Source organism: Desulfobulbus rhabdoformis (assembly GCF_016919065.1).
Lineage (GTDB): Bacteria > Desulfobacterota > Desulfobulbia > Desulfobulbales > Desulfobulbaceae > Desulfobulbus > Desulfobulbus rhabdoformis.
This window is the reverse complement of sequence record NZ_JAFFQA010000004.1, coordinates 105,414-130,639: the sequence shown is the minus strand read 5'-3', so window position 1 is coordinate 130,639 and position 25,226 is coordinate 105,414. Positions and strand designations below refer to the sequence as shown.

At 53.4% G+C, this 25,226-nt stretch carries 18 protein-coding genes; 6 read left to right on the top strand and 12 right to left on the bottom strand.

All coding sequences use genetic code 11. From position 1 onward, the window contains the following. The first annotated feature begins 71 nt into the window (after positions 1–71). The 5 genes from JWJ90_RS03380 to JWJ90_RS03360 all read left to right on the top strand — a co-directional run bounded on the left by JWJ90_RS03380 (position 72) and on the right by JWJ90_RS03360 (position 7,672). On the top strand, positions 72–1,373 hold the full coding sequence (locus JWJ90_RS03380; RefSeq protein WP_205225785.1) for a BaiN/RdsA family NAD(P)/FAD-dependent oxidoreductase: 1,302 nt from the start codon (positions 72–74) through the stop codon (positions 1,371–1,373). Between the two features lies 1 nt (position 1,374). Next, a complete protein-coding gene (locus JWJ90_RS03375) occupies positions 1,375–3,120 on the top strand; it encodes a YgiQ family radical SAM protein (RefSeq protein ID WP_205225784.1) in 1,746 nt (581 codons plus the stop codon). A gap of 379 nt (positions 3,121–3,499) precedes the next feature. Further along, positions 3,500–4,096 carry a TetR/AcrR family transcriptional regulator gene (locus JWJ90_RS03370; protein WP_205225783.1) on the top strand — a complete coding sequence of 199 codons (597 nt, stop codon included), beginning with the start codon at positions 3,500–3,502 and terminating at the stop codon, positions 4,094–4,096. 39 nt (positions 4,097–4,135) lie between these two features. Next, positions 4,136–6,301 carry a SulP family inorganic anion transporter gene (locus tag JWJ90_RS03365; protein WP_205225782.1) on the top strand — a complete coding sequence of 722 codons (2,166 nt, stop codon included), beginning with the start codon at positions 4,136–4,138 and terminating at the stop codon, positions 6,299–6,301. Positions 6,302–6,565: 264 nt separating this feature from the next. Next, on the top strand, positions 6,566–7,672 hold the full coding sequence (locus JWJ90_RS03360) for an HAD family hydrolase (protein ID WP_205225781.1): 1,107 nt from the start codon (positions 6,566–6,568) through the stop codon (positions 7,670–7,672). Positions 7,673–7,871: 199 nt separating this feature from the next. Here JWJ90_RS03360 and nadA read toward each other — a convergent pair whose 3' ends face one another. Next, positions 7,872–8,930, bottom strand: a complete 1,059-nt coding sequence (nadA, locus tag JWJ90_RS03355) for a quinolinate synthase NadA (protein WP_205225780.1) — start codon at positions 8,928–8,930, stop codon at positions 7,872–7,874. Between the two features lie 359 nt (positions 8,931–9,289). On the opposite strand from nadA, the gene JWJ90_RS03350 reads away from it, so the two are divergent. Then, entirely contained in the window at positions 9,290–10,615 is a 1,326-nt protein-coding gene (locus JWJ90_RS03350) for a putative sensor domain DACNV-containing protein (RefSeq protein ID WP_205225779.1), read from the top strand. 40 nt (positions 10,616–10,655) lie between these two features. Here JWJ90_RS03350 and JWJ90_RS03345 read toward each other — a convergent pair whose 3' ends face one another. The 11 genes from JWJ90_RS03345 to murC all read right to left on the bottom strand — a co-directional run bounded on the left by JWJ90_RS03345 (position 10,656) and on the right by murC (position 25,202). Next, positions 10,656–12,416: a hybrid sensor histidine kinase/response regulator gene (locus JWJ90_RS03345; protein ID WP_205225778.1), complete on the bottom strand. Its 1,761-nt coding sequence runs from the start codon at positions 12,414–12,416 to the stop codon at positions 10,656–10,658. Positions 12,417–12,456: 40 nt separating this feature from the next. Then, positions 12,457–13,278, bottom strand: a complete 822-nt coding sequence (locus tag JWJ90_RS03340) for an ABC transporter permease (RefSeq protein WP_205225777.1) — start codon at positions 13,276–13,278, stop codon at positions 12,457–12,459. Continuing rightward, positions 13,268–13,894 (bottom strand): ABC transporter ATP-binding protein, encoded by a 627-nt coding sequence (locus JWJ90_RS03335; protein ID WP_205225776.1) that lies wholly within the window; start codon positions 13,892–13,894, stop codon positions 13,268–13,270. The genes JWJ90_RS03340 and JWJ90_RS03335 overlap by 11 nt, the downstream gene beginning before the upstream one ends. Before the next feature lie 487 nt (positions 13,895–14,381). Continuing rightward, positions 14,382–15,458 (bottom strand): glycosyltransferase family protein, encoded by a 1,077-nt coding sequence (locus JWJ90_RS03330; RefSeq protein ID WP_205225775.1) that lies wholly within the window; start codon positions 15,456–15,458, stop codon positions 14,382–14,384. A 66-nt stretch (positions 15,459–15,524) separates the two neighbouring features. Then, entirely contained in the window at positions 15,525–17,147 is a 1,623-nt protein-coding gene (locus tag JWJ90_RS03325) for a sensor histidine kinase (protein WP_205225774.1), read from the bottom strand. Then, positions 17,144–18,886 carry a radical SAM protein gene (locus tag JWJ90_RS03320; RefSeq protein ID WP_338032279.1) on the bottom strand — a complete coding sequence of 581 codons (1,743 nt, stop codon included), beginning with the start codon at positions 18,884–18,886 and terminating at the stop codon, positions 17,144–17,146. Before JWJ90_RS03320 ends, JWJ90_RS03325 begins: the two co-directional genes overlap by 4 nt. Before the next feature lie 428 nt (positions 18,887–19,314). Beyond that, positions 19,315–20,523: a cell division protein FtsZ gene (gene ftsZ / locus JWJ90_RS03315; RefSeq protein WP_205225772.1), complete on the bottom strand. Its 1,209-nt coding sequence runs from the start codon at positions 20,521–20,523 to the stop codon at positions 19,315–19,317. Between the two features lie 182 nt (positions 20,524–20,705). After that, positions 20,706–21,974, bottom strand: a complete 1,269-nt coding sequence (gene ftsA, locus JWJ90_RS03310) for a cell division protein FtsA (RefSeq protein WP_205225771.1) — start codon at positions 21,972–21,974, stop codon at positions 20,706–20,708. Next, positions 21,934–22,872, bottom strand: coding sequence for a cell division protein FtsQ/DivIB (locus JWJ90_RS03305; protein ID WP_205225770.1), 939 nt, complete (start codon positions 22,870–22,872; stop codon positions 21,934–21,936). The genes ftsA and JWJ90_RS03305 overlap by 41 nt, the downstream gene beginning before the upstream one ends. Before the next feature lie 18 nt (positions 22,873–22,890). Then, complete coding sequence (gene murB, locus JWJ90_RS03300) at positions 22,891–23,811, bottom strand: UDP-N-acetylmuramate dehydrogenase (RefSeq protein WP_205225769.1); 921 nt, start codon at positions 23,809–23,811, stop codon at positions 22,891–22,893. 2 nt (positions 23,812–23,813) lie between these two features. Continuing rightward, positions 23,814–25,202: a UDP-N-acetylmuramate--L-alanine ligase gene (gene murC, locus JWJ90_RS03295; protein WP_205225768.1), complete on the bottom strand. Its 1,389-nt coding sequence runs from the start codon at positions 25,200–25,202 to the stop codon at positions 23,814–23,816. Between the last annotated feature and the right edge of the window lie 24 nt (positions 25,203–25,226).

Below are 25,226 nucleotides of genomic sequence, written 5' to 3'. Positions count from 1 at the left end.
GCAGCCGGTTTTTTTCTTTTTGCAGGCAGATTGCGGTGCGCTTAATCCGTACTTAGTGTAGAAGGCCTGTCATGAAAAAAATGCACGCCCACACGAAACAACCCGCCGTCGTTCCGGGACCTCGCCCTCGCATTCTCGTTATAGGCGGGGGAGCAGCCGGGCTCATGGCTGCCGGTCAAGCCGCACTGAGCGGCGCCAAGGTTCTGGTGCTTGAAAAAATGCGTCTGCCTGGCCGCAAGATCTGTATCACGGGCAAGGGGCGTTGTAACCTGACCAATGTGGCCCCACTCCCGGAATTTCTCGGTCATTTTGGCCCCACCGGCTCTTTTCTCCGCCAGATTTTTCACCAATTTTTCACCCCCGAACTCTTGTTCTTTTTTAACGAGCTTGGCCTGCCGACGGTGACCGAACGAGGGGGCCGTGTTTTCCCCAAATCGGGTAAAGCACCTGAGGTGCTGGCCGTGTTTCAGCAGTGGCTCAAAGGCCTGAATGTTGAGATTCGGACAGATACACAGGTGGATGCGCTCGCGCTTCACGACCAGAGCATCAGCGGAGTCATCGTCGGCAAAACAATGATTCCGGCTGATCGTGTCATCCTTGCCACTGGCGGAGCATCCTATCCCCTCACCGGCTCAACCGGTGATGGCTACAAGCTGGCCCAGCAGACAGGGCATACACTGGTGCCTACCCGCCCGGCTCTGGTGCCGATTGTAACAGCAGGCAGTGTGGCCAGTGAGCTGGATGGCTTGCAGCTGCGCAACATTCTGGTGCGCCTGTTTATTGCCGGCAAAAAAAAGGCAGAGGCCTTTGGCGAGTTGACCTTCACCGACTTCGGCCTGAGCGGCCCGGTCATTCTCACGTTAAGCGGCACTGTTGTTGATGCTCTGCGCAATAAAGACGAGGTCTACCTGCTTTTAGATCTCAAACCCGCACTGAATGAGAAAAAGCTTGATGCCCGGCTTCTGCGGGATCTGCAAAACCGACAGGCGGAAACCATGCAGTCCGTCCTGCGGGGGCTCATGCCCCAAAAGATGGTCTCCGTTGCCCTGCAGGCTGTCCAGATTGATCCACAGCAACAGGCCGGTACCCTGCGCAGTCAATCACGTAAAAAGCTGCGCCACTGGTTGAAAAACTTCAGACTTGAGGTAACAGCCCACCGCCCCCTCAAGGAGGCCATTGTCACCGCCGGGGGCGTTGATACCCGTGAGGTTGATCCGCGGACCATGGAATCTCGTCGTACCCCAGGTCTCTATTTTGCCGGTGAGGTGCTCGATATTCAGGCCGATACGGGAGGCTATAACCTCCAGGCCGCTTTTTCCACAGGCTGGCTCGCCGGTCGCGCGGCAGCAGCAGCGGCAGGAGAGGAACGCTGAGATGTTTCTCCCCTCAACTCGAAAGGAGATGGCTGTACTTGGCTGGGAGCAACTGGATGTAATTCTGGTTTCCGGGGATGCCTATATCGACTCCTCCTTTATCGGCGTGGCGGTCATTGGTAAGCTCTTAGTGCGTGAGGGGTTCCGTGTGGGCATCATAGCCCAGCCCGATCCTGCAAGTGAGGACATTAAACGCCTGGGAGAGCCCTTGCTCTTCTGGGGCATCAGCGGTGGCTCGGTGGATTCCATGGTGGCCAACCGCACGGCTTCGAACAAACGACGCAAATCGGATGACTACACCCCGGGAGGGCAAAACACACGGCGTCCGGATAGGGCGGTACTGGCCTATGCCAACCTGATCCGCCGTCACTTCAAACAAACGGTGCCGCTGGTTCTTGGTGGAATCGAAGCCAGCCTCAGGCGCATTGCCCATTATGATTACTGGGACAACCGGGTTCGTCGCTCCATCCTCTTTGATGCCAAGGCCGACTTTCTCCTCTACGGAATGGCTGAAAAAGCAGTGGTCGAACTTGCCACGGCTCTACGGGATACGAAGGATCCCCGGAAAATTCGCGGCCTCTGCTATGCCGCCCAAGAGCCAACAGCCGATGCCCTTGTCCTGCCTGACCACCAGAAGGTCAGCGGGGACACCAAAGCCTTTAGTGAAATGTTTGCCAGCTTTTATGCAAACAATGATCCCCTCACCGCCAGCCCTCTGGCCCAAAAGCAGGACAGCCGTTTTCTCATCCACAACCCGCCCCAGCTGCCCCTGACCAGTCAGGAGCTTGATCAGATTCATGCCCTTGAGTTTGAGCGGGCTCTGCATCCCTTTGACGCCCAAAGAGGACAGGTGAAGGCGCTGCAGACCATTCGTTTTGCCCTCACCACCCACCGTGGCTGTTACGGCGAGTGTAACTTCTGTGCTATCGCCGTCCACCAGGGACGAACCATTCAGGAGCGAAGCCAGGCATCAATCCTTGCAGAAGCACGTGCCATTGCCGCCCACCCCGATTTCAAGGGAATGGTGCATGATGTCGGAGGCCCCACGGCCAATATGTTTGGCTTTGAATGCCGCAAAAAACTGACCAAGGGCGCCTGCCGCGACAAACGTTGCCTCTTCCCCAATATCTGCCCAAGCTTGAGGGTTGACCATGGCCCGCTTATTGAGCTTTTGCAGCAACTACGAAAAATAAGGGGCATCAAAAAAATTGCTATTGCCTCGGGCATCCGCTACGACCTGATTCTGGCTGATAGCAAGAATGGGCAGACCTACCTGAAAGAGCTGGTGCGCCACCATGTTTCCGGTCAGCTCAAAATTGCTCCGGAGCATACAGATCCTGACGTCCTTACGGCTATGGGCAAGCCAACCTCGGAGGGGTTGCTCAAATTTCGAGATCTCTTCATGCGCCTGACCCGCGATGAGGGGCTCAAGCAATTTCTCACCTACTATCTTATAGCTGCGCATCCGGGCTGCACCCAAAACCACATGGAAAAGCTGCGGCAATTTTGTCAAAAAAAGCTGCATATTCTCCCCCGGCAAGTGCAGCTCTTCACTCCCACGCCCTGCACCTGGTCCACCCTGATGTATTGGACCAAGACCAATCCCTGGACTGGCCGCCCCCTATTTGTTGAACACAATCATCCTGCCAGAGAGCGGCAAAAAGCCGCTCTGACCGGTTCCTCAGAGCGCAATCCCTCCCCCAAAAAAGGGCTACCACATCGTTCTCCCAAAAAACGACGTCGCTGATCCACGCTCTAGCCGTCCCCCTCCCCTTCATTAAGATTCGCATAAAAACCATCCTTACTTCTTTATATACTTACCTTTTTTCACCCTTCACTGAATCTGCCATTTTCAATCAAAAATATTGATATACAAAAATATTGATTGACCTGCGCAGAATTGGCAAGTAATTAAGCTGATCAAAATCCTGAGTGAGTGCTCAGTCAAAAACTACCTCACGGGTGGTTTTTGACTGATTACTCACTCAAGTTCGTCATTTCAGGGAGGCTCCCTTTAAAGGACTACCCGTTATGGTTTTGCGATCTTCGTCCCCTTTTGTGTCGGCTCCGAGGCATAAATTTTTCGATGCTGACACAAGGTCTCAAGATTGACACAGGATATCGCCATGCCCTCAACCAGAGCACAGACGAAAAAAGAGGCCATCCTTCAATCGGCCTCCAAATTTTTCTCCGAAAGGGGATACTGGGATACCTCTGTCAACGATATCTCCAAAGCCACAGGTGTGGCCGAAGGGACCATCTTTTATCACTTCCAAAGCAAGGAAGATCTATTCCTCGCCGTTCTTCAGAAATTCAAAGAAGATTTTGTCGGGAAGTTCAAACAGCATCTCAAAGAACAGAAATTCGCCTCGGGCATGGACATGCTGGAAGGAGCCATCTCCTTCTATCTTTATCAATCCAGTGTCATGGAAGAGCGTTTTCTCCTGCTCCACCGCCACCACTACTACCAAATAGCTCCAGAAAACCCCAAGTGCTGGCAATATCTTGAAGAGATCTACAGCGGGCTGATCAGTATTTTCGAACAGGCAATCACAAGAGGCATGGAAGATGGGTCGATCCGTCAGGTTTCACCCAACAAAAAGGCCCTGCTGGTTTTTACCCTGATCGATGGATTGGTCCGGCTGGATACCTACAATCTGTATCAGGCGACCTCACTCTACGATGAAGTCATCGAGTCGTGTCGCTGTTGGCTGAAACCCTGATGATCACCATTTGACTTCAACAAACTCGAGCGGACGGACATGTTACTCACAAAAATTTTTCCCTTCATTGACTGGATCAAAGGTTACAACCTGAAGAGTTTCCAGGCCGATGCACTTGCCGGTCTGACCGTAGCCCTGGTCCTTATTCCCCAATCCATGGCCTATGCCCAGCTGGCAGGGTTACCGGCCTACTTCGGCCTGTATGCGGCCTTCCTGCCGCCGATGGTTGCCGCCCTTTTTGGCTCCAGCCGTCAGCTGGCCACCGGCCCGGTTGCGGTTGTCTCGCTCATGTCGGCCGCCTCGCTGCAACCTCTGGCAACTGCAGGTAGTACGGATTTCATCGCCTACTCCATTATTCTGGCGCTGATTGTCGGTATCTTCCAGTTCTCTTTGGGTGTGCTTCGCCTCGGCCTGGTGGTAAACTTTCTTTCCCATCCGGTCGTCAACGGCTTTACCAATGCCGCTGCCATCATCATCGCCTCCTCTCAGTTTTCCAAATTTTTTGGAGTCTACGTAGATAAAGCCGCACACCACTACGAGACCATGATTCGGGTGGCCCAAGCCGCCTTTGATTATACCCACTGGCCGACTCTGCTCTACGGTGTGGGTGCTGTTGCAATCATGGTTTTTCTCAAGCGAGTGAACCCAAAAATTCCGGCGGTTCTCTGCGCGGTTGTCGTTACCACGCTGCTCTCCTATTTTACGGGATTTAACAACGACATGCGGGTGGATATTGCCACCATTCAGGAGCAAAACCTGCCGACACTTGTAGAAGAGTTCAACCACGAAATTGCAGCTATTGCGCAATTTGGTTCAAAACGTGCTGAGGTCGGTAAAAAGTTGGAGGAGATGCTCAAAAGCAGTGATGACGGCCATGGTCACGGTCCCTCTCTGGAAGCGATCAACCTCAGCAGTCAGGTTGAAATTCTCACCGCAAAAATGAAGCAGGCTCAGGCCCACAGTGGTGAAATTCGCCACACTCTGCGGCTTATGAAGTTTGAAAAGGGGATGGATGGTGAAACTGCCGTCTTCTTTCCCAAGGATGCGGTCCCTGAGGGAATGGAGACCGACGGTGGCACCTGGCGCATTAAGGTCGGCAACTCTGTACTGAAAACCGACAACCTCCTGCTCATGGGTGGCGGTGCCATTGTCGGTAAAATTCCGGAAGGTCTGCCCACCATCAGCATGCCGCAGATTAACGGCAGCATCGCCCTGAAACTCTTCCCTACGGCTATCATCATCAGCTTGCTCGGTTTCATGGAAGCCATTGCCATTGCCAAAGCCATGGCCGCTAAAACCGGTCAGAAACTCGACCCTAACCAAGAACTCATCGGTCAGGGGTTGGCGAACATTCTCGGATCCTTTGGTTCCAGTTACGCAGTTTCCGGCTCTTTCTCTCGTTCCGCAGTGAACCTCCAGGCAGGTGCAATGACGGGTATCTCTAGTGTTATCACCTCAATTGTGGTTGTCATTACCCTGCTCTTTTTGACCCCGCTCCTCTACCACCTGCCCCAGGCTGTTCTGGCGGCGGTTATCATGATGGCGGTTATCGGCCTGGTGAACACCAAAGGTTTTGTCCATGCCTGGAAGGCGCAGAGGCATGACGGCATCATCTCGGTGATCAGCTTTCTCGTAACTCTGGCCTACGCGCCTCATCTGGATAAGGGCATTATGGTGGGTGTGGCCCTGTCCATGGGTGTTTTTCTCTATAAATCCATGCGCCCGGTTGTGGCCAAACTCTCCATGTATAAAGATGGTTCACTGCAAAGTGCAGAGCATCACCGTCTGCGCGGTTGTCGCCATATCGCGGTTGTTCGTTTTGACGGTGCTCTCTTCTTTGCCAACGCTAGCTACTTGGATGAGCAGATCATCAAGTTCCGCAATGATATGCCGGATCTGCGCTACGTACTCCTAGATGCCTCGGGTATTAATGACATCGATGCCTCAGGTGAGGAAGAGCTGGCCCTGCTGGTTGACCGGTTGCATGCGGCCAACTACGGATTTGGTGTTTGCAACGCCAAAGGCCCGATCCTGGATGTACTTGATAGAACCCATCTCTTTGACAAGATTGGCCGGGATAATTTTTACGCCGACACCAAATCTGCGGTGGCTGATATCGTCAGTAAAATCCATGAACAACCGGACCTGCCCACCGAAGGCTGTAAAAGCTGCCCGCTGACTAAATATATCCCTGTGGAAAGCTAAAAAGGACCTGTCCGATCCTATAAAAGCCCTGCCCTTTCATCACGAGATGGGGCGGGGCTTTTTTATGGAATGAGCACAAAAAATCAGCGCCTGTAAATCAAACTGCACATTATGAAAAGAGCAGCACACGAGCGTTTTTTCGTGGTGACAGGAAAAATTCTTTTCCCTTCTCTGTAAAATCCCGCTACCTTTATTCGACTATTTAGGTTAGATCGTACGTAACTCTATCTGGTCCTGATCTGCACACAGCTCAGCACCAGCCCCATGACTTCCCCCAATCACCACGAGATGACATCCTCAGGCACAACGACCCAAACCGCAGACACACCGCCACAGAAGAGCAACTGGCTCCCTGAAAACCTGGCAACAATCACTCAAACCCTCAGACAACTTTCTGAAGATTCGTCGCTGGCAAGACCTGTCGCCATTTTCGATTTTGATAATACCTGCATCTTTCGCGATATCGGGCAGGCTCTGTTTCGCTATCAGATAGAGCACCTGCGCTACCGAATCACACCCGATGAGTTAGCGGCAATCCTGCCGCCGGAAGAGGGCACACTGGCCGGGCGGCCCATGGCCGCCGTGCGCGCAACACTCCTTGCCGCTTACGCCAGGCTTTACCCCTTGATTCAGGCAGGGGAGATCGAGAGGGCCCTGCAAGGGAGTGACTATCCCCTCTTCTCTACCCTGCTGCTCTGGAGTACGGCACAGGCCCGTAAGGCAGAACATTTAGGCCCTCGCTTCGTGCTCCCCTTTATGGCAAAGATGCTTGCCGGCTTTACCAGCCAGGAAGTCCGACAACTTGCAGTGGACGTGGTTGACCAGGCGGAGCTGGAGCCACTGAGCCAAGTCACCCTGGAGGTCAAAGCTCCCGACCCGATTGGCACCATAAGCGCCAGTTATCCCCTTGGCCTTCATGCTTACCCGGAAATCCAGACGCTCATGGCGCAACTGAAGGCCCTGAACATTGAACGCTATGTCATCTCTGCCAGTACGGAGTGGCTGGTGGAAGGAGCCGCTCCCCGTCTTGGCTTTCCCGTGGATCGCGACCATATCTATGGCATTCGAGTTCTGCGGGATTCTCAAGATAGATTGAGTATTGACTCCTATCCCGATTACCCGGTGACCTTTCGCGAAGGGAAGGCGGAGATCATCAGGACCCGTATCGATGGCACGCCGGTACTGGTCGCCGGGGACGCGGATACAGACTATGAAATGCTGACCCTGCCCCAGGTGCCGCTACGCATCCTCATCAATCGCTGCCAGAGTGGACTCATCGGCAGCCTCTACCAGGAAAAGGGAGTGCTTCTTCAAGGGATCGATCTGGCCGAGGGGTGTTTTTTACCCTCGCGTGAATCCGTCTGCAGTTAGCCCGTATCCGTCCAGAAATGAGGATTTTTGTTCACGTTCAGGTAAGCCCAGACTCCGAAAAGACCGTTTCAGGATGGGCACTAGCACTAGCCCGGATTTCTTATACAAGTTCGTGCTCTCTCCACAGCATAAACAAAAACAGCGGAAATCCACAGTGTGGATTTCCGCTGTTTTTGCTTTGATCGCAGGAAAAAAACGCTTACTTTTTCAAGGTCTCAGCAAAGGCGAGCATCCGCTCAATGGGAATCTTTGCCTGCGCAGCCAACCCAGGAGCGACCTGAATCTCCCCTTCACCGGTTTCCAGGACATGGGCGAGCTTTTCCAGTGAGTTCATCTCCATCCAGGGACAACGTGCACAACTCTCACAGGTGGCACCATCTCCACCGGTGGGAGCGCTAAGCAGGACCTTATCCGGAGAGAGCTGCCGCATTTTATTGAAAATTCCAGCATCCGTGGCCACGATAAATTCTTTGTTGGCCATGTTCTGTACAGCCTGAATCAGAGCGGTGGTCGAACCGACAACATCGGCCTGATCCACCACCTCCTGCGGGGATTCGGGATGGACCAGAACCGCCGCCTTGGGATGAAGCGAGCGCATTGTTCGCAGAGCATCGGCTTTAAACTCTTCATGGACCACACAGGATCCCGGCCAAAGGATCATTTCAATCCCGGTCTGCTGCTGGACGTAGCGCCCCAGGTGTCGGTCCGGCCCCCAGAGAATTTTCTCCCCCTTGTCGGCCAGGTGTTTGATCACAGGCAGAGCGATACCGGAGGTAACCACCCAGTGCGAACGAGCTTTCACCTCGGCGCTGGTGTTGGCATAGACAACCACGGTGTGATCGGGATGCTGATCACAAAAATCACTGAAAAGATCAATGGGACAGTTTTCATCCAGGGAACAGGTTGCTGCCAGATCGGGCATCAACACCCGTTTTTCGATATTGAGAATTTTTGAGGTCTCGCCCATGAAGCGCACACCAGCCACCACCAGGGTCTCAGCCGGATGCTGGGTTCCGAACCGAGCCATCTCCAGAGAATCGGCAACGCAGCCACCGGTCTCCTCTGCCAGGTCCTGAAGGACGCCCTCGGTATAGTAATGGGCAACCAGCGCTGCATTCTTTTCCTGCAGCATGGTCTTGATGCGCTCTTTCAATGCTTCTGTTTCTGCAGCCGGTAAGACGCGTTTGACCGGATGCGCGGGAATCTTCACCTGGGGAATGGTGACCTCTGCCAGTACCTCTCGTACTCCGTTTTTCATGGCCTACTCTGCTTTCTAATCTCAAACCTGAATCCGTAGCTGTGGGGAGAGTGCTCTTTGCAGATACACGGACTCTCAGAGCAGTTCGGCACTCCTTTTTGTTTTACCAGCCCCATGCCTGCACAAATCCAGATCAAACTATCCCAGTGTCTTGCTCTGCACACCGGGTACTCCAACCGCAAGGATCCGTACTACTGCAAAAGGCCCGCCAGCACAACCCTTTTCCCTGTTTATCCCCGTACATTGCCCAGTCATGGTGGCTGATCGGGAAAATAAATTTACAAACCTCCTCCGTCATGGTTTTATCTCTATAGTAGATACACTCTCCTCTCTCTTGGCTCTCTTCAGTGGAATAACACATGCACGTTTACCCATCAGAACTTGTTGAACTCATTACAAAGCGATGGAATGCTGCGTCTACTGATCAGTCGGAGGGGCCTGAACAACAGGCGAGTACCCTGCCAGATAACCCCGCCCTCGAACAGTTGATCTCCACCTGTTACCAGGTGAGCATGATGCGTGAGGAAGACCGGCCGGTCACCCTGCGGCTGATCGTTGCCGATCCCGAGCTGTTCCCCCCGGATCAGGGGCCGCCCAAGGGGTTTCTTCGCGTGCTCTTTTCCTCTACCCGCTCCTTCAATGAATATGAGCTGCGCCGCCTGTCGCCAGCCGTTGATTTTGAGCGATCCCTGATCGGGGTTATCCCTCATCCGGAAAAAGGGTTTCGTATCTGGGGCATGCTCAACTCAGGTATTCGCTGGCTCCAAGAGGAACGTGGGGGCAATAAAAAAACCAACCAACTGCCCGATACCTTTGTTGTCCATGTGACGGGGCCGGGCATGCTCACCATCTGCCGCGGGCTGAAAATTATCGCCACGCTCAACAGTGGGCGCCTGCTGGATTCTGCAGCCAATGCCTTTCAGTCCAAATGGATGCAAAAGCTCTTTGCTGAAGAACGGGAGAACCTCTTGCGCATGCACGAAGAGTTTCGCTCCAGCGTCCTCTATCCGGTGGCACGCATTCAAGACGAGTTTATTGACAGCCTGCAGTTTCAGCTCCTCAAACGCATCATCAGCGTCACCCGCATGTCCCTGCACGGTGGGACTTTTCTCATTTTCCCCGGCCCAGATCTTCCCGATCTCTCCGGTGAAAATGAACCGATTCAGATCAAATATCGGTTTCACCATGACGAGGCCATCAAGCGGCAGCAAAACCTGATGATCCGCACCATCCGCCTGGCAACCACAGCACTTGGCGATATCAACGAGCCCGACAAAATTATCACCTGGAAAGACTACGTTGAACTCCGTCACGAATCAGCCGTCTATGATCTTGAAGAAGCACTCTATGAGCAGGCCCAGTTTGTGGCCAGCCTGGCCTCGGTGGACGGCGCCGTGGTCACCACAGGTCAGGGAGCGATCGGCTTTGGTGGCATGATTGTAGGCTCACTTGATAAACTCACCGAAGTCGCCATTGCCCACGATGTTGAAGGGACCATGGTCTCGCTGGCCAAAATTGAAGGCTATGGCTCCCGCCACCGCTCCGTCTACCATCTCTGTAATGCTCTCCACCAGGTCATGGCCTTTGTCGTTTCCCAGGATGGAAATGTCCAGCTTGCCAAATGGCGTAACGGCATTGTCACCTGCTGGGACTTGACCAGCCAGATGTTCATGGACGATAATTAACCCTCCTTCCAGACACCAGTTTCCTCACCGCCAAGTCCGTTTACACTGGTAAAATAACCCCCAGCACCTTGGAGAGCTCATCAGCCTTGTACGGTTTGGCCAGCACTCCTTTGAATCCATAGGTTGCAAAATCGGCCATAATGGGATCATGCGAGTAACCGCTGGACACGATCAAAGTCGCACTCGGATCTTGTGCAAGAATCTGGCGAGCAGCCTCTTTACCACCAAGCCCCCCGGGTACGGTCAGGTCCATAATGACAGCGTCAAATCGCTGGCCAGCGTCCTGAGCCCTTCTATAAAGCTCAACGGCCTCCTGCCCATCGCTACAGGATTGGACCTCATAACCTAGGTAATCCAGCATGGCTGCGGCAATATCACGGATAGCGGGCTCATCATCCATTACCAAAATCCGGGAGCAAACAACTTCTGTACGCTGCTCAGAGAGAGGTTTTTTTGTTTTCTCAAGAAACGGCTTTTTTCTGGTTGCCGGTACGAGAAGAGTAAAGGTGGTGCCTTTTCCCAGGGTGGAATCAACAGAGATAGTCCCTCCATGCCGCGTTATTATAGAGTAGGCCGATGCCAGCCCCAATCCACTCCCCTCTGCCTTGGTTGTGAAGTAGGGATCAAAGACGCGTTCCATGGTTTCAGGGGACATGCCCGGACCGTTGTCCTCCAAACAAATCCGCACATACTCTCCCGGCTCCAGTGCGGAGAGCGTCTGTTCGCTGATGCGGTAATTTTCTGCACGCACCTTTAATGTGCCCCCCTCGCCCATTGCCTGCACCCCATTGATAATGATGTTATTCAGTACCTGGGAGAACTGACCACTATCTGCTTCAACAAACCAGACCCCTTCGGGAGGAATATCGACCTCGCCTTGTACCTGAGAGCCCCGCAGCATCAGGGTCATGGACTCATTGATTATATCTGGTAAGCACACTACTTTTTTCACCGGCTCTCCGCCACGGGCAAAGGTCAGGAGTTGCCTGGTTACTTCTGCTGCTCGTCCGGCTGCATCTTCAGCGGCCTTCAGTGGTGCAAAGGCCGGATGTCCCTGTTCAAGCAGAATCTGGGCATAGGAAAGATTCCCCATTATTCCGGTGAGGATATTATTAAAATCATGGGCCAACCCTCCGGCCAGAAGACCGATGGACTCTAATTTCTGGATTTTTATCAGTTCGTTATTGAGCAACTCCCGTTCGGTGATATCGGTGAAGATGACCACAATACGCTCGCCTATCAGCTGGGTATTGGCAATGGCCTGACGAACCTCGCCATTTTTACAGGTCACCCGAACCTCATAAGGCCTGATACCGCCTCCCTGCTCACGGCCACGCTGTATCTCCTCATCCCACTTTGCAAGCAATGTTTGACGGTATTCAGCGTCTGGATAGGCGAGGAGAAACCACTGCTCATCGGTGGGGATTTCATCAAGCGTATAACCATATCGCTTACTGAAATTGATGTTGATATACTCGATGGTGGTGCCATCGGTTACAGACACGCCTACCGGCATGGCATCAAGAATATCCCGTAACTCCTGTGAACTTTTCGCCAGACTTTCCGATGTTTTTTTGTAGGTGGCAATCTCCCGTTGCATTAAAAAATAAATAAGCACCGAGGTGCTGCCGACAAAAAACCAACCTTTCAAGGTCTGAACCAGAGAGAGCTGCTGGGTATCTTTGAAAAAAAGAGCAACCAGATGATCGGACCCTCCAATCCAGAGCACCGAGACAGCTAAATAAATAGCGGCAATTTTAAGAGACGCTGAGCCCAACCGGGGCCATTTTATATATGCCATGACAAACCTTCATCATCCCCAAAAAAGGATTTTTTGCAGTTCAAGTGGATCGCCGATGAGTAAGCTTTGGCAAACGTAAGACATCCAAACGCAATCGCTGGCGCCGATCAAACATGCGGCGTTCAATTCCATACACTGCAATAATGCTTCCAAAACCGGTGGCGGCACAGAGGAGAAACATAATCATGATCTGATAATGCACCGCATCCATGGGGCTGGAGCCACCAAGGATCTGGCCGGTCATCATCCCCGGCAAGCTGACCAAACCGGCGGTTGACATGGAGTTGATAATGGGCATCATGCCAGCCCGGATGGCCTGACGTCGAATTTCACCAATGGCTTCGGTGGCGCTATGCCCAAGCAGTAATCGTTGCTCAATAACCCGTTGCTGCTGCCAGACTGTCTCGGTCATGCGGTCCATACTCAAGGCTACACCACTCATGGCGCTCCCCAGCATCATTCCGAGAAGAGGAATAGCATACTGGGGCGTGTACCAGGGTTGATGGTTGATTATCACTGTCAAGGCAAGCAGGGTCAAGGTAAAGGTAGAGAAGAACATGGCACCTGAGCCGATGAGCCAGCCCTGTATGCCTTTCAGAGGGCGATGCTGACGGGCCACCACCTCCCGCCCGGCCGTGGTCAGCATAACGAGAGAGATCAACACCATATAAACTATATGCACATTGCTGAAAAGCAGGCGGAGAATATGACCGATAAGTAATAGCTGGACAGTCGTCCGAATAGCGGCGATGGTCATATTCTTCGCAAGCCCGAGTTGCATGCGCCAGGAAAGTGCACCAAGAACAACGAGCAATGAGGCTGCCAACGAGAGGTCCAGCGGGGAAAGCGGCTTAACGCCCATTATCGTCCCCCTCTGGCACTAAAAGATGCCCGCCTTTTTCCATGCGCAAACGCCTGCGACTGACTCTGTTGAGCTGTTCCGAATCATGACTGATCCAGATAATGGGGGCCTGATTTTCGTCCCCATAAGCACATAACAACTCTTCGACCTTCTCAACCGCCCGTGGATCCAGGCTCGCTGTCGGCTCATCAAGGAGCAGACAGCTTGGCCTGTTCACCAGAAGACGCAAAATAGCCATGCGCTGCCGTTCTCCTGTGGAGAGTCGACTCACCTGCCAGTCTTGAACAGATGGCTCAAACCCAAGATCTGCGAGCATCTCGGGATCAAGAGTAGCAAAATCATGAAAATGATCACCGACAAGATCAAGCCACCAACCGCTTTCAGCCGGAAGCAGGCCTATCATCCTTCGCCATTGTGGGGCCGAAACGGTATCGGCATCGACTCCTCCTAAAACAAGGTGACCGGTACGTGGATCCAGATCAGCCACGGCCCTGAGCAGCCGACTCTTGCCAGCACCTGATGCACCTTCCAGCCCCATACATTCGCCTCCTTTCACCTGAAAGGAGTAAGGCCCTCGATCCTGAAAACAAAGCTCAGTTACTTCTAAATCTGGCATACAGACTCCTACGGACAGTCATAACGACCACAATGCTCTTTTCTCTGAAATAGCGTCATCTGAGAGGCTTGAATAATTGGATTGTTCAGTCATGGTTAAGGATTGCGCTCCATTGTACCGCAGGCGGGTACACGATATCGGAGTCAGCACGTACCTCCGAGGATACACTTTTAAGCATGACGAGAAAAGCGGCAGAATCTTGGGGATGACAGAAAAAGCAACGCTTCAAGATCCCTTCCTGCAAAACAAGGCCTACTCTCGTGATGAGGCAATACGGGGCAATTTCGGGAGGGCACCAGTGCAGAAAACTGGTGGTAAGTGGCCACTGCACAATACGGTATTCTAAAGGGAATCTTGAATAATTGCTTTTTCTGCCAATCTCTGCGTCATACTCAAAATTTTATCCTCGGAATATCAACTATATGCCTGCGGTAAAATTTTTCACAATCCTTGACCTTGATTGAAAAATCTAATTATTCAAGACACCCTAAAACAGAGAGTGCACAAACAGAGCAATTTGCGCAGCCCCGTTTTCGGGCTGTGATGTTGGTTTTTGCGGCTGATCAAATTGATCAAGCCCATTGAGCCAGACACCGCTCTCTAAAGCATGCTCTTTAATTTCCCACGATGTCAGATACCTGTCAAGAAAGGATTCCAGCACCAGTGATTCGCGAAAGCCGGGACGCTTGATGTAGCCATAGGCCGTCTGCCCCTGATACGCTTCAGCCACTGTGGAGTAGCCGCTCTTGCCCACGACCAGATCAGCGCTGGCAACCAGGTCGGGAAAGTAACAGGAGGTGTCCGGGGCAAGCAGACGCAAATTTTCCTGGATTTCCCCTTTGTTGCTCATTCCAGTCAACACAAAGACCGTGTCATCTCGATCCTTTAATGCATCCAGGTTCATCATATTCTTCAACTGCCCCTTGATACCTCCCATGGTGACCAGCACCAGGCGCTGATTCGGCCTGCACTGCATCTGCAGACGCACCTGCTCTGGGGTTCGGAGTTGACGGGCAACAGGCTCTACAACCAGGTCGCAGGATCCGGGATTGCAGATAGGCTTTGCCTGAATATGATAATCTGCCTGCAAAAAAAGCTCACCTATACTGTGACTCAACGGGGCAAGACCGGGCGTGGACTGCTCGAAGGGTGCATAGATCCAGTCCCAGGTAAAATTTTCCACCAAAATGGAGGGGATATCTGCTCGTTTTGCGGCAACAATCCCAAGCGGGGCTATATCAGAGAAAACCAGATGGCAGCCTGACAGCAGTACTGCAGCCTTGTCGATGTGTTGTTCCCGTAACGGATACAAACCACGTAACGCCTTGAGTGTGGCGGGCAGATCTTCACTCAGGGCGGAATGCTGGACCAGGCCGATATCGGTCTCCATGGCATGGACCACATGGAGGGCTGTAAGCGAATCGTGAAAGAGCCAGGGGGGAACTGAGGTCAGGATGATGAAGCGCACATCCATACATTGCTGCAATGCCTGCATCACAGCAATGGCGCGGGTGGCATGGCCAAACCCATGCCCACTGATTACATATCCAATACTGATCGACATTGTCCGCTTTCACCGAAAAAAAGAATGCAGGCAGAGAAAAGTACCACGTTCCTTAAGGGTGTGCTCTCAATCTTCTTCAGCGACAACCACTTCCAGAGGGGCCGTCTCAATGGGTAGAACAAGCCGAAAGGTACTGCCTTCCCCGAGCTGACTGTGCACCTCGATTCTCCCCTCATGCTTCTCGACAATACTCTTTGCTATGGCCAGACCAAGCCCGGTTCCGCGGTGTTTGTCCGTATAAAAGGGGGTAAATATCTGTTCCATCTTCTCAGTCGACATCCCCATCCCCGAGTCGGTGAGGCTGACAAACACCTGCCCACGCTCTACCCTCCCGGTCTCCACCATCAGGGCGCCCCCATCGGGCATGGCCTGGATGGCGTTAAAAGCGATGTTAAACAGCACCTGGTAGATGTGCTCGTCATCAAAAAAGATCTCCGGCAGGTCCACGTCCAGATCCAATTCCACCTGGACCGCCTTAGCCTGAAACTCTGGCTCCATAAAACGCATCAACCGCTCGACCACAGAATTTAAGGAGCCAGCCTTTTTCTCCACATCACGGGGACGGGCAAAATCGAGGAATTCACGGACAATGCCATCTAAGCGGGAGGTTTCCTCAACAATAATGTTGGCAAGGCGCTCATTGCCCGGGGCCACCTTGCCGATACGAGTGCCGAGAATCTCGGCGGTGGAGCGGACAATCCCCAGGGGATTTTTAATCTCATGGGAGACCGCTGCCACCATCTTGCCTAAAGAAGCCAACCGCTGAGCCTCATTGAGCTGTTCTTCCAGACGCAAACGCTCGGCAGCGCGCTGGGCCATGATCCGATTGGCCCGAATGATAATCAGGCTTAAAATAACAAAGAGCACGGCCATGATTGCCAGAGAGAGGATTATGACCCGCGCCTGCAGACGAATAATTGCCTCCAGGTCTTCAGAGAGGTCCTGAACCACCTCGATCACGCCCATAATCTCGCCGGTGCGTTCGCCGAGTTTATTTTCCTGACGAAAGGGAACATAGGTTTTTAAGGTACAGAAGACCTCGGCTGATCCTGGGATAAAGCTAAAAAGCGAGCCTCCGCTGATCAATACGGAATTACTCTCGCCTTTTGAGGCCTTTTGGTATTCCAGCCCCCCCATATCCCTTTTTCCCATGAGATCGGCCATGGTGGAGTAGGCAATCCGGTTCTGGCGTGGCTCGTAGATGGTGACAGAGTCGATGTTCATTCCGCGGGTAATATTGCCAACAATCTTGTCTAGTCGCTCATACTGGGCCTGCTCGGAAAGGGCGATACGTCCGTAGCGGACAACTGTGGGTAAAACAAACTGAAGAAAGACCTGTCGATTGAGGTTATCGGCAAAGAGACGGGAGTAGGCTTCGGAGCGCTGCAACAGCACATTCTTGGCATTACTGGCAATCACCCAGGAGAGGATGAAGGAGGCAATCAAAATCAGAATCAGCGAGGTGAAACTGAAATACTTGACCAGCTCAAAGGGGAGAAGCCCCTCAGATCCTTCACGGTTACGAAAACGGGGTTTCAGCCCGTTGAGAGTGGGATGTGGCAGGTGAATATGCAGTTTAGGCCAATCGAAACGCGAAAAAAGGCCAGAGAACCATTGTCCCAACCGTTGCAGGCAGGAGACACTCGATGTCGATTTTCTGCGCACCACATCAGGTTTCGGTGCTCTCATTGCTCTCCTCCACACACGCCACAACGGCGACAGACAGCTGGTTCACAGGGATGGGTATACTGCCCGGCCAGGGCGCGCTGGCATTCCTGAAAGAGGTGGCCGGGGCGAATCCCATGGTCAAGGACCTCCCAGCACATGATTTCATCCACACTTCGAGGACGCACCGCGTACTGCCAGGAGTCAAGATTGTGCTGCCGCATGGCCTGTTTAAAACCAGCTTTTCCAAGACCAATATCCAAAAGGGCCGGAGCGATATGACGATCGGCTCGCGAAAAAACAGCCTGTTGCAAGGCCTGCTCGGGATGATCGAATTTGAGCTGCAGATTGGCAAGATGGCTAAGCCCCTGCCGCAGAAATCGAATTTTTCTTTTCAGGGCCTTAACTGCCGATTCCACTTTGCCTTTGGTGGCCTCCTGCTCTTCAAGGCCCCCAAAACCACAGTATTGAAACGGCGTCCAGGGCTTGGGGACAAAACAGTTGATCGAGAGTGTCAACTCCGACACCCGGCCCCGTTCTCTACCGATGGGGAGAATGCGGGCCTGCAGCTTTTCCACCAGCTGCACCAGCTCTTCGAGATCTTCCTGGGTTTCGCTGGGCAGGCCGATCATCACATAGAGTTTTAAATGAAAAATTCCAGCAGCAACCAGACGCTCGCCAGCGGAGAGCAGATCTTCTTCCTTCAGCCCCTTGTTGATCAGCTCGCGCAACCGCTCAGAGGCTCCATCAGCTGCGATCGCCACACTCTTTAAATTGGAGGCAGCCAGCAAGGTGAGTGTCTGCTCAGAGATACGGTCCGCCCTGAGCGAAGAAAACGACAGGGCACAGTTATTTTCCTGCAGATATCTGCTGATTTTATCCACGGTTGCAGAGCTGGCCATCTCCATACCGAGCAGGCCAATACGATCAACGGCCTCTGGACGATCCTCCAGCCCCGCAAGGATGGCATCCGCCGACCAGAGTCTGGGGGGACGGTAGATAAAACCGGCGGCACAGAAACGGCAGCCCCGGCTGCACCCGCGCCCCAGCTCCACCATATACATCCCCAGTTCGGCATCGGGCGAAAGCAGGGTTGAGTGCGCAGCCCGCTCCATCTTGGGCGCTATTACCTTGTGTACCCGTGGGGGCAGATCGGCATCCACCTCAATAGTCTCAACCCGCCCCAGCTCATCATAGTGCAGGTGGTAGAACTGCGGCACGTAACAGCCAGGCAGGCTCATAGCAATCTTTTTCAGCAGCACTGTCCGCTCGCTCTGCGCATACCCTTCCAAGAGGGTCATGAGTGGCGCAAGCACCCCTTCCGCCTCACCAATGACCATTAGATCAGCAAAAGAGGCCAGAGGCTCGGGGTTCATAAAAACACCAACGCCTCCCAGAACCACCAGCGGTTCACCGGCAGTAATGGCGGGACCACGATCATCACTGTAGGGCGCAACACCACCTGCGGCCAGCATAGCCGCCAGGCGTGGAAAATCATGCTCAAAAGAGATCGAGCCAAAGACCAGGGGAAAATCGCTTAAAGGGCGAGAGGATTCCAGTGAGCGGTATTCCTCACCGGATTCCGGGTAGACAAACCGTTCGCAGACAACGCCGTCCATGCTATTGAGCAGGGTATAGACCAACTGATAGCCAAGGTTGGAGACGGCCACTGGATAGGTATTGGGGTAGAGCAACGCCACCGGCAGCTGATCTTTCCACTTGGTGCGGTAGGTTCCTATTTCATTGGCTAAACGGTTCGACACGCGATAATGACCAGAGAGCATTGCTTAAAGAGTATGTGTTGGTCGAGGGATTGTCAGCGATCACGGGGCACCAAATCTGCGGTCTTATCGGCCCGTTTACGTACAGGCGTACGCTACACAGGCCGATACCTAGCATCTCCGGCCCCCCGTAACCGCTTACAGATCCGATAATTAGATGTATTTTAGGGGAGTACCCCTTGATCGGTTACGAGGATTTTTTGCCTCGCCTAACTCCGTGAGAGCGGCTTGATAGTAGTCAATCCATCTCTGCAAGTACAGCCTTTTCCTCGTGCTGCCAGGCATTCCCGTCGGTGTTCTGTAATGCTCACGGATTCAAGCATAAAAAAAGGGGGAATATCTGGTAAATATTCCCCCTGCACTCAACAGTTCCTTAGGCCTCCTTCAGTCAAGTAGGCCGCAAAAAGCAATCAGTTGGCTTTTTTCCGCAGATAGGCCGGCTCGTCGTACTCGTTGAACTCGTTGTCATCAAAGACCGGTTTGGGCATATGCAGCGCCCCCTTGGGCCGCGGATTGGGCCGGGCAATGCTCACCGGACCATTATCCAGCACCATATCCTCCTCCTCGGTGGTGCGAACCTGACGGGAACGCGGAGAAAGGGGCGGGGATTGGACCGGACGGCTTCGAACCATATCGATTTCGTTAATCTCGGGTTCCTCGATGCTGGAGATACCGGTGGCAATAACCGTCACCCGCAGCTCATCGCCCAGAGATTCGTCAAAGAGTGCACCGATGATGATATTGGCATCGTCGTGCGCCTTCTCCTGAATCAGGGCCGAGGCCTCCATGAATTCATTCATGGTCAGAGTTTCCTGGGCCGCAGAAATGTTGATCAGGATACCGCGGGCACCGTCGATACCCACATCCTCAAGCAACTGGTTATCAATGGCTCGTTTCGCCGCCTCAGTGGCACGATTCTCACCGGCCGCTGACCCAGTGCCCATGATGGCTGGCCCGACCTGCTGCATGACCGTTTTCAAGTCAGCAAAGTCGACATTGATATGGCCTGGCAGGTTGATGAGGTCGGTAATACCCTTCACCGCCTGCAAGAGCACATTATCAACCATCTGCATCATATCCACCAAAGTGGAATTTTTGTTCATCAGGCTCAGCAAACGATCATTGGGCACAGTGATGATGGTGTCAGAATACTCTTTGAGCCGTTCCCAGCCGGATTCGGCATTGCGCATACGGGTCTTGGCTTCAAAATAAAAGGGCTTGGTCACAACAGAGACGGTCAGTGCCCCAGACTCTTTACTGAGTCTGGCGATGACCGGGGCTGCACCGGTGCCTGTACCACCACCAAGACCGGCGGTGATAAAGACCATATCAGCACCCTTGAGCACGGACTGCAGATCTTCATAGCTCTCTTTGGCTGCTTCGCCCCCCATTTCCGGATCAGCGCCAGCCCCCATGCCTTTGGTTATTCCCGGTCCGAGCTGCAGGCGAATATCAGCACGCGACTTTTCCAAAGCCTGCATGTCGGTATTGGCGGCAATAAACTGCACGCCAGCCAGGTGACTCTCCACCATGGTATTAATGGCATTGCCGCCACCACCTCCAACGCCGATTACCTTGATCACTGCCACGGATTCTTCTTCGGCCATTCTGAACGGCATGTTATTCTCCCCAGAATTCATTTTCTGTTTAATATCCTTTATATACCATCGTCCCAGCGGGACCAAAGGGAAAACTGCTTTACCTTATACAACCAGTTGTGATTATTAAAAGTTATCACAAAAAACTGATCTGCTCCAGAGGGGGTTACTGCTCCTCTACCAGCATTTCCTGCCCACGTTGGCTACACCATCCCCTTCATCCAGTTTTTCAACCGGTTGACCATGCCACCGCTCTCTTTGGGCACATAACTCCGCGCTTTACTCCCGTGCAGCACCAGCCCAACACCGGTGGTACACCGGGGTGAACGGATCTCTTCCACCCGGCCAGCGACGCCATGTGGATAGCCGATGCGCACCGGCAGGTCAAATACCTGCTCTGCCATCTCAACGATGTTGGCGAGCATTGCACTGCCACCGGTGATGACGATTCCTGCATTGATGCGGTTGCGATACCCGGAGGCACAGATATTTTTGTTGACCATCTGCAGAATCTCTTCCATTCGCGCCTCAAGGATCTCCACCATAATTCGCTGAGATACCTTTCGCGGCTTGCGATCCCCCACAGTAGGCACTTCAATGATATGATTTTCCTTAATCATTGAAGACAGAGCCCCTCCATACAGGTACTTGAGCTCCTCAGCCTCCTGTAGCGGCGTCCGTAAACCAACGGAGAGATCACTGGTCAGGTTGTTGCCACCCAAGGCAAGTTCCCAGGTATGCTTGATGGTGCCATTGCAGAAGATGGCCAGATCGGTTGTCCCGCCACCGATATCAATGAGGGCCACACCGAGCTCCATCTCGTCTTTGTTGAGCACTGTCAGCGAAGATGCGACTGACTCAAGGACAATCTCAGAGACATTCAGCCCGGCGCGATTACAGCTGGTGACCACATTATGCAAGGCAGTAACGTCGGCTGTGACAATATGAACATTGGTAACCAGACGCACACCGGTCATTCCCAGGGGGTTCTGAATCCCCACATGATCATCGACCATGTATTCCTGAGGCAGCACATGAATAATCTGCTGGTTGTCCGAGATCTTGACCGTCTGGGCTGCGTGGATCACCGCCTCGATGTCGCGCTCACGGATCTCCTGATTGTTGATGGCAATGATTCCAGGTGAATTAAAGCCCTTGATATGGTTACCGGCTATCCCCACATAGACCGACTCGATATCACAGCCAGCCATGTCCGAGGCGGTTTCCACAGCCTGCCTAATCGACTTGACCGTGGACTCGATGTTCACCACCACGCCCTTTTTCATGCCCGATGAGGCTGCAGTGCCCACACCAATGATCTCCACATGATCGTCAAACACCTCGCCGATCATGGCGCAAACTTTGGTGGTGCCTATATCCAGACCCGCTACCAGTTCACCCGGCTCACGCGGTTCCAGCTCTTCAAACTCCTCATCCGTCAATTTGGGCTCCGGTAACCAAGACTTTATCATCTATGTAATCCATTCGAATTTCTTTAACTGCATCAACCAACTTTTTCGCATACAACTGATCAAGCACCCGCACCAGCCGATTGTATTTCCTGTAGAGTCGATCCGTTCCAAAGTACACTGGAAAGGGATGATCGACGAGATAGAGAATGATCCCCCTCTCCTCATCCAAATGCACCTCGGAAATGGCCTGGATCGGCAAAATGGTACTGCCTCTGGCCACAATTTTTAACAGTTGCCGGGCGAGCATCGCCTTGGAGCCCTGAACAAACCGTCCCGACTGGACATCTCTGCCGGCAAGCACACCGGTTATGACCGGATAATCCAGTTCCTGCCCCTGGTCAGCCTCAGCAAACAGTATGCCTGAAAGGCTCATGTAATACAGGCGCCGCGCCCTGCCCTCTTCCACATTGACCAGGGCAAAGGGTTGAAACTCCTCCACTCGGATCTCAACGGTTGAAGGCCACCGGGTGTGAATTTCCACATGTTTAATCCAGGGCAGCATAGCAATTCGTTTTTTGGCAGTTCCCGCATTAAACTCAGCGAGATTGCCGCCCTGCTGCAACCCGGCCAGGTCAAGAATTTGTCGTTCACTGACCTTGTCTTCCCCGAGAATACGAATATCGGCGAGCCGAAAAACATCGGAGCCAAGCAACCATTTCATCCCCATCCACAGCAGAAAGATGGCGATCACCAGGAGTATGCTGCTAATCAGGAGGTTGCCAAAAAGCTGTTTCCACCGCCAACTACGCTGGGCACCGGCCAGCACCGCCTGGGGGCGTTGTACAGCCTGCCTGGAGCGAGGTCTGGAGAACAGACTTGCTATCCGCTTGAGCAAGGAGGGTTTTCTGCCACCTTTCCGTGGACGGGAAGACGGTTGGCGGGGAGTATAAATCGCCATCAGTCCAACAACGTCCCTCTAAAGAATCCGTACTTCAGGCTCAAGCAGAATGCCGCACCGCTGAAAAACCGTCTGCCGCACCTTCTCCATCAACCCGACAATATCCTCGGGTTGTGCACCACCGGTGTTGACGATAAAGTTGGCATGTTTGGGCGACACCATGGCTTTTCCCTGACACAGCCCCTTGAGGCCTGCCTTCTCAATCAACCGCCCGGCAAAATCTCCGGCTGGATTCTTAAAGAACGAACCGGCCGAAGCCACGCCCTGGGGCTGCTTCTGCTTCCGCTTAGCAATGATCTCCAGACAATGATTCTGAATCTCTTGCTTGTCGCCAAGCGTCAGACGCAGCACCACCGCACTGATAATCCGCCGCACATTCTTATCACCGGGGATGAGGGTAGAGCGATAGGAAAAGCGCAGTCTGTTATGCGGTATCTCCACCACCTCCCCTGTTGAGCTTACGCAGCGGATCGACTCCACCAATTCGCCGATGGCCTGTCCGAAAGCACCGGCATTCATCCGCAGGGCGCCCCCCACAGATCCTGGAATTCCAGCCATAAAACTCAAGCCGGCAAGGTTATTGTTACTGCACCACCCCACCAGTGCCGCAAGACTGCACCCGGCAGAGACGCAAACTGAAACCGTATCTCCATCCTGGCCCACTCGGCAGACATCACGCACCTGAGCTCGCTGGCGAATAAACACGCCCGGATGATTGTTTGAGGCAACAAGGATATTGGAGCCGCCACCGATCACCTGCCAGGGAATCTGCTCCTGCTCAAGCCAGGGCAACAAGCTCACCAGCTCGTTTTCGCTTTGCACCTCCACCAGCGCCTCTACCCTGTTGCCTGCCCGAAAGGTGGAATATGCCGCCATATCGGCATCCCATGTGAGCCGGGGAGTAAGCGTCTGCAGCTGCTGGCGTTGCCGATTATTCATGCTCATTGCGTGGCTTTTGTAGAGAGCAATTGAAGAATATCCTCTCCGCATTTGACGATGTTGCCTGCCCCCAGAGTCAGGAGGAGATCACCTGGTTGCAGCAGGGGCAGCAATGCGGACGAGTTGTTCACCAAGTCAGGAATATAATTGGTCTGCCGCTGGCCATGCTGCTTGATCGCCTCCTGCAGGGATTGTGCGCTCACGCCCTCTATGGGCTGCTCACCCGCCGGGTAGATATCGGTGAGCACCAGGACATCTGTACGACGAAAGGCCGTGGTAAATTCTGCAAACAATCCTTGCGTTCGACTGTAGCGATGAGGTTGAAAGGCAACCACCACCCGTCGCTCGGGGTATCCCTCGCGAATGGCATCCAGGGTGGCACGAATTTCTGTGGGATGATGACCATAATCATCTATGACAAGGATATCACCCAGCTCACCTTTCACCTGCATTCTCCGCTGGACCCCCTCAAATTGTTCCAGGGCTCTGGCAATGACCGGGAAGTCGATTTCAAGCTCCAACCCCACACAGATCGCAGCCAACGAGTTATAGACCAGATGTTTGCCCGGTCTGTTCAGACAGATCTCTCCCAGCTCCTGCCCAAGATAGCGCACAGTAAAACGTGAACTCCCGTTGCCGGTGGTTATCTTGACCGCCTGAAGGTCGGCCTGCTCGGTCAGGCCATAGGTCACAATACGCTTTTGAATGCGGGGCAGAATCTGCGCCACGTTATCATCATCAATACAGACCGCAGCCACACCGTAAAAGGGGAGGCGGTCAATAAATTCAAGGAAGATATCTTTGATGTGTTCAATATCCCGGTAGTAATCAAGGTGCTCCAGGTCGATATTGGTCACAACCTCGATCACAGGGGAGAGCTTGAGGAAGGAGCCATCGCTTTCATCGGCCTCGGCAACAAGAAATTCCCCCTCACCCAGTTTGGCATTACTCCCGAGCCCATGCACCTTGCCGCCGACGACAATGGTCGGATCAAGCTCAGCCTCGCCCAGCACCGCTGCCACCATGGAGGTGGTGGAGGTCTTCCCATGGCTGCCGGCAACCGCGATGCCGTAATTTTTGAGCCGCATCAGCTCCGCAAGCATCTCCGCCCGCTGAATGACCGGGATATGGGCATCAACAGCCGCCCGCACCTCAGGATTTTCAGTGGCAATGGCGGTGGAGGTCACCACCACATCAGCCCCTTCAATCCAATCGGCGTGGTGCCCCTGATGGATACGTGCGCCGAGCCCCTGCAAGCGCTGGGTTATATCTGTTTCACGCAGGTCAGAACCACTGACCCGATAGCCGAGATTCAAAAGCAGTTCTGCTATCCCGGACATACCGATGCCGCCGATACCGACAAAATGAATGTGTTTTGTTTTTCTATACATGAAGGTGCCTGCTGTCGAATTTGT

Coding starts and splice junctions, on each gene's coding strand:
- JWJ90_RS03380 (WP_205225785.1), top strand. CDS start 72: ATGAAAAAAATGCACGCCCACACGAAACAACCCGCCGTCGTTCCGGGA.
- JWJ90_RS03375 (WP_205225784.1), top strand. CDS start 1,375: ATGTTTCTCCCCTCAACTCGAAAGGAGATGGCTGTACTTGGCTGGGAG.
- JWJ90_RS03370 (WP_205225783.1), top strand. CDS start 3,500: ATGCCCTCAACCAGAGCACAGACGAAAAAAGAGGCCATCCTTCAATCG.
- JWJ90_RS03365 (WP_205225782.1), top strand. CDS start 4,136: ATGTTACTCACAAAAATTTTTCCCTTCATTGACTGGATCAAAGGTTAC.
- JWJ90_RS03360 (WP_205225781.1), top strand. CDS start 6,566: ATGACTTCCCCCAATCACCACGAGATGACATCCTCAGGCACAACGACC.
- nadA (WP_205225780.1), bottom strand. CDS start 8,930: ATGAAAAACGGAGTACGAGAGGTACTGGCAGAGGTCACCATTCCCCAG.
- JWJ90_RS03350 (WP_205225779.1), top strand. CDS start 9,290: ATGCACGTTTACCCATCAGAACTTGTTGAACTCATTACAAAGCGATGG.
- JWJ90_RS03345 (WP_205225778.1), bottom strand. CDS start 12,416: ATGGCATATATAAAATGGCCCCGGTTGGGCTCAGCGTCTCTTAAAATT.
- JWJ90_RS03340 (WP_205225777.1), bottom strand. CDS start 13,278: ATGGGCGTTAAGCCGCTTTCCCCGCTGGACCTCTCGTTGGCAGCCTCA.
- JWJ90_RS03335 (WP_205225776.1), bottom strand. CDS start 13,894: ATGCCAGATTTAGAAGTAACTGAGCTTTGTTTTCAGGATCGAGGGCCT.
- JWJ90_RS03330 (WP_205225775.1), bottom strand. CDS start 15,458: ATGTCGATCAGTATTGGATATGTAATCAGTGGGCATGGGTTTGGCCAT.
- JWJ90_RS03325 (WP_205225774.1), bottom strand. CDS start 17,147: ATGAGAGCACCGAAACCTGATGTGGTGCGCAGAAAATCGACATCGAGT.
- ftsZ (WP_205225772.1), bottom strand. CDS start 20,523: ATGCCGTTCAGAATGGCCGAAGAAGAATCCGTGGCAGTGATCAAGGTA.
- ftsA (WP_205225771.1), bottom strand. CDS start 21,974: ATGATAAAGTCTTGGTTACCGGAGCCCAAATTGACGGATGAGGAGTTT.
- JWJ90_RS03305 (WP_205225770.1), bottom strand. CDS start 22,872: ATGGCGATTTATACTCCCCGCCAACCGTCTTCCCGTCCACGGAAAGGT.
- murB (WP_205225769.1), bottom strand. CDS start 23,811: ATGAATAATCGGCAACGCCAGCAGCTGCAGACGCTTACTCCCCGGCTC.
- murC (WP_205225768.1), bottom strand. CDS start 25,202: ATGTATAGAAAAACAAAACACATTCATTTTGTCGGTATCGGCGGCATC.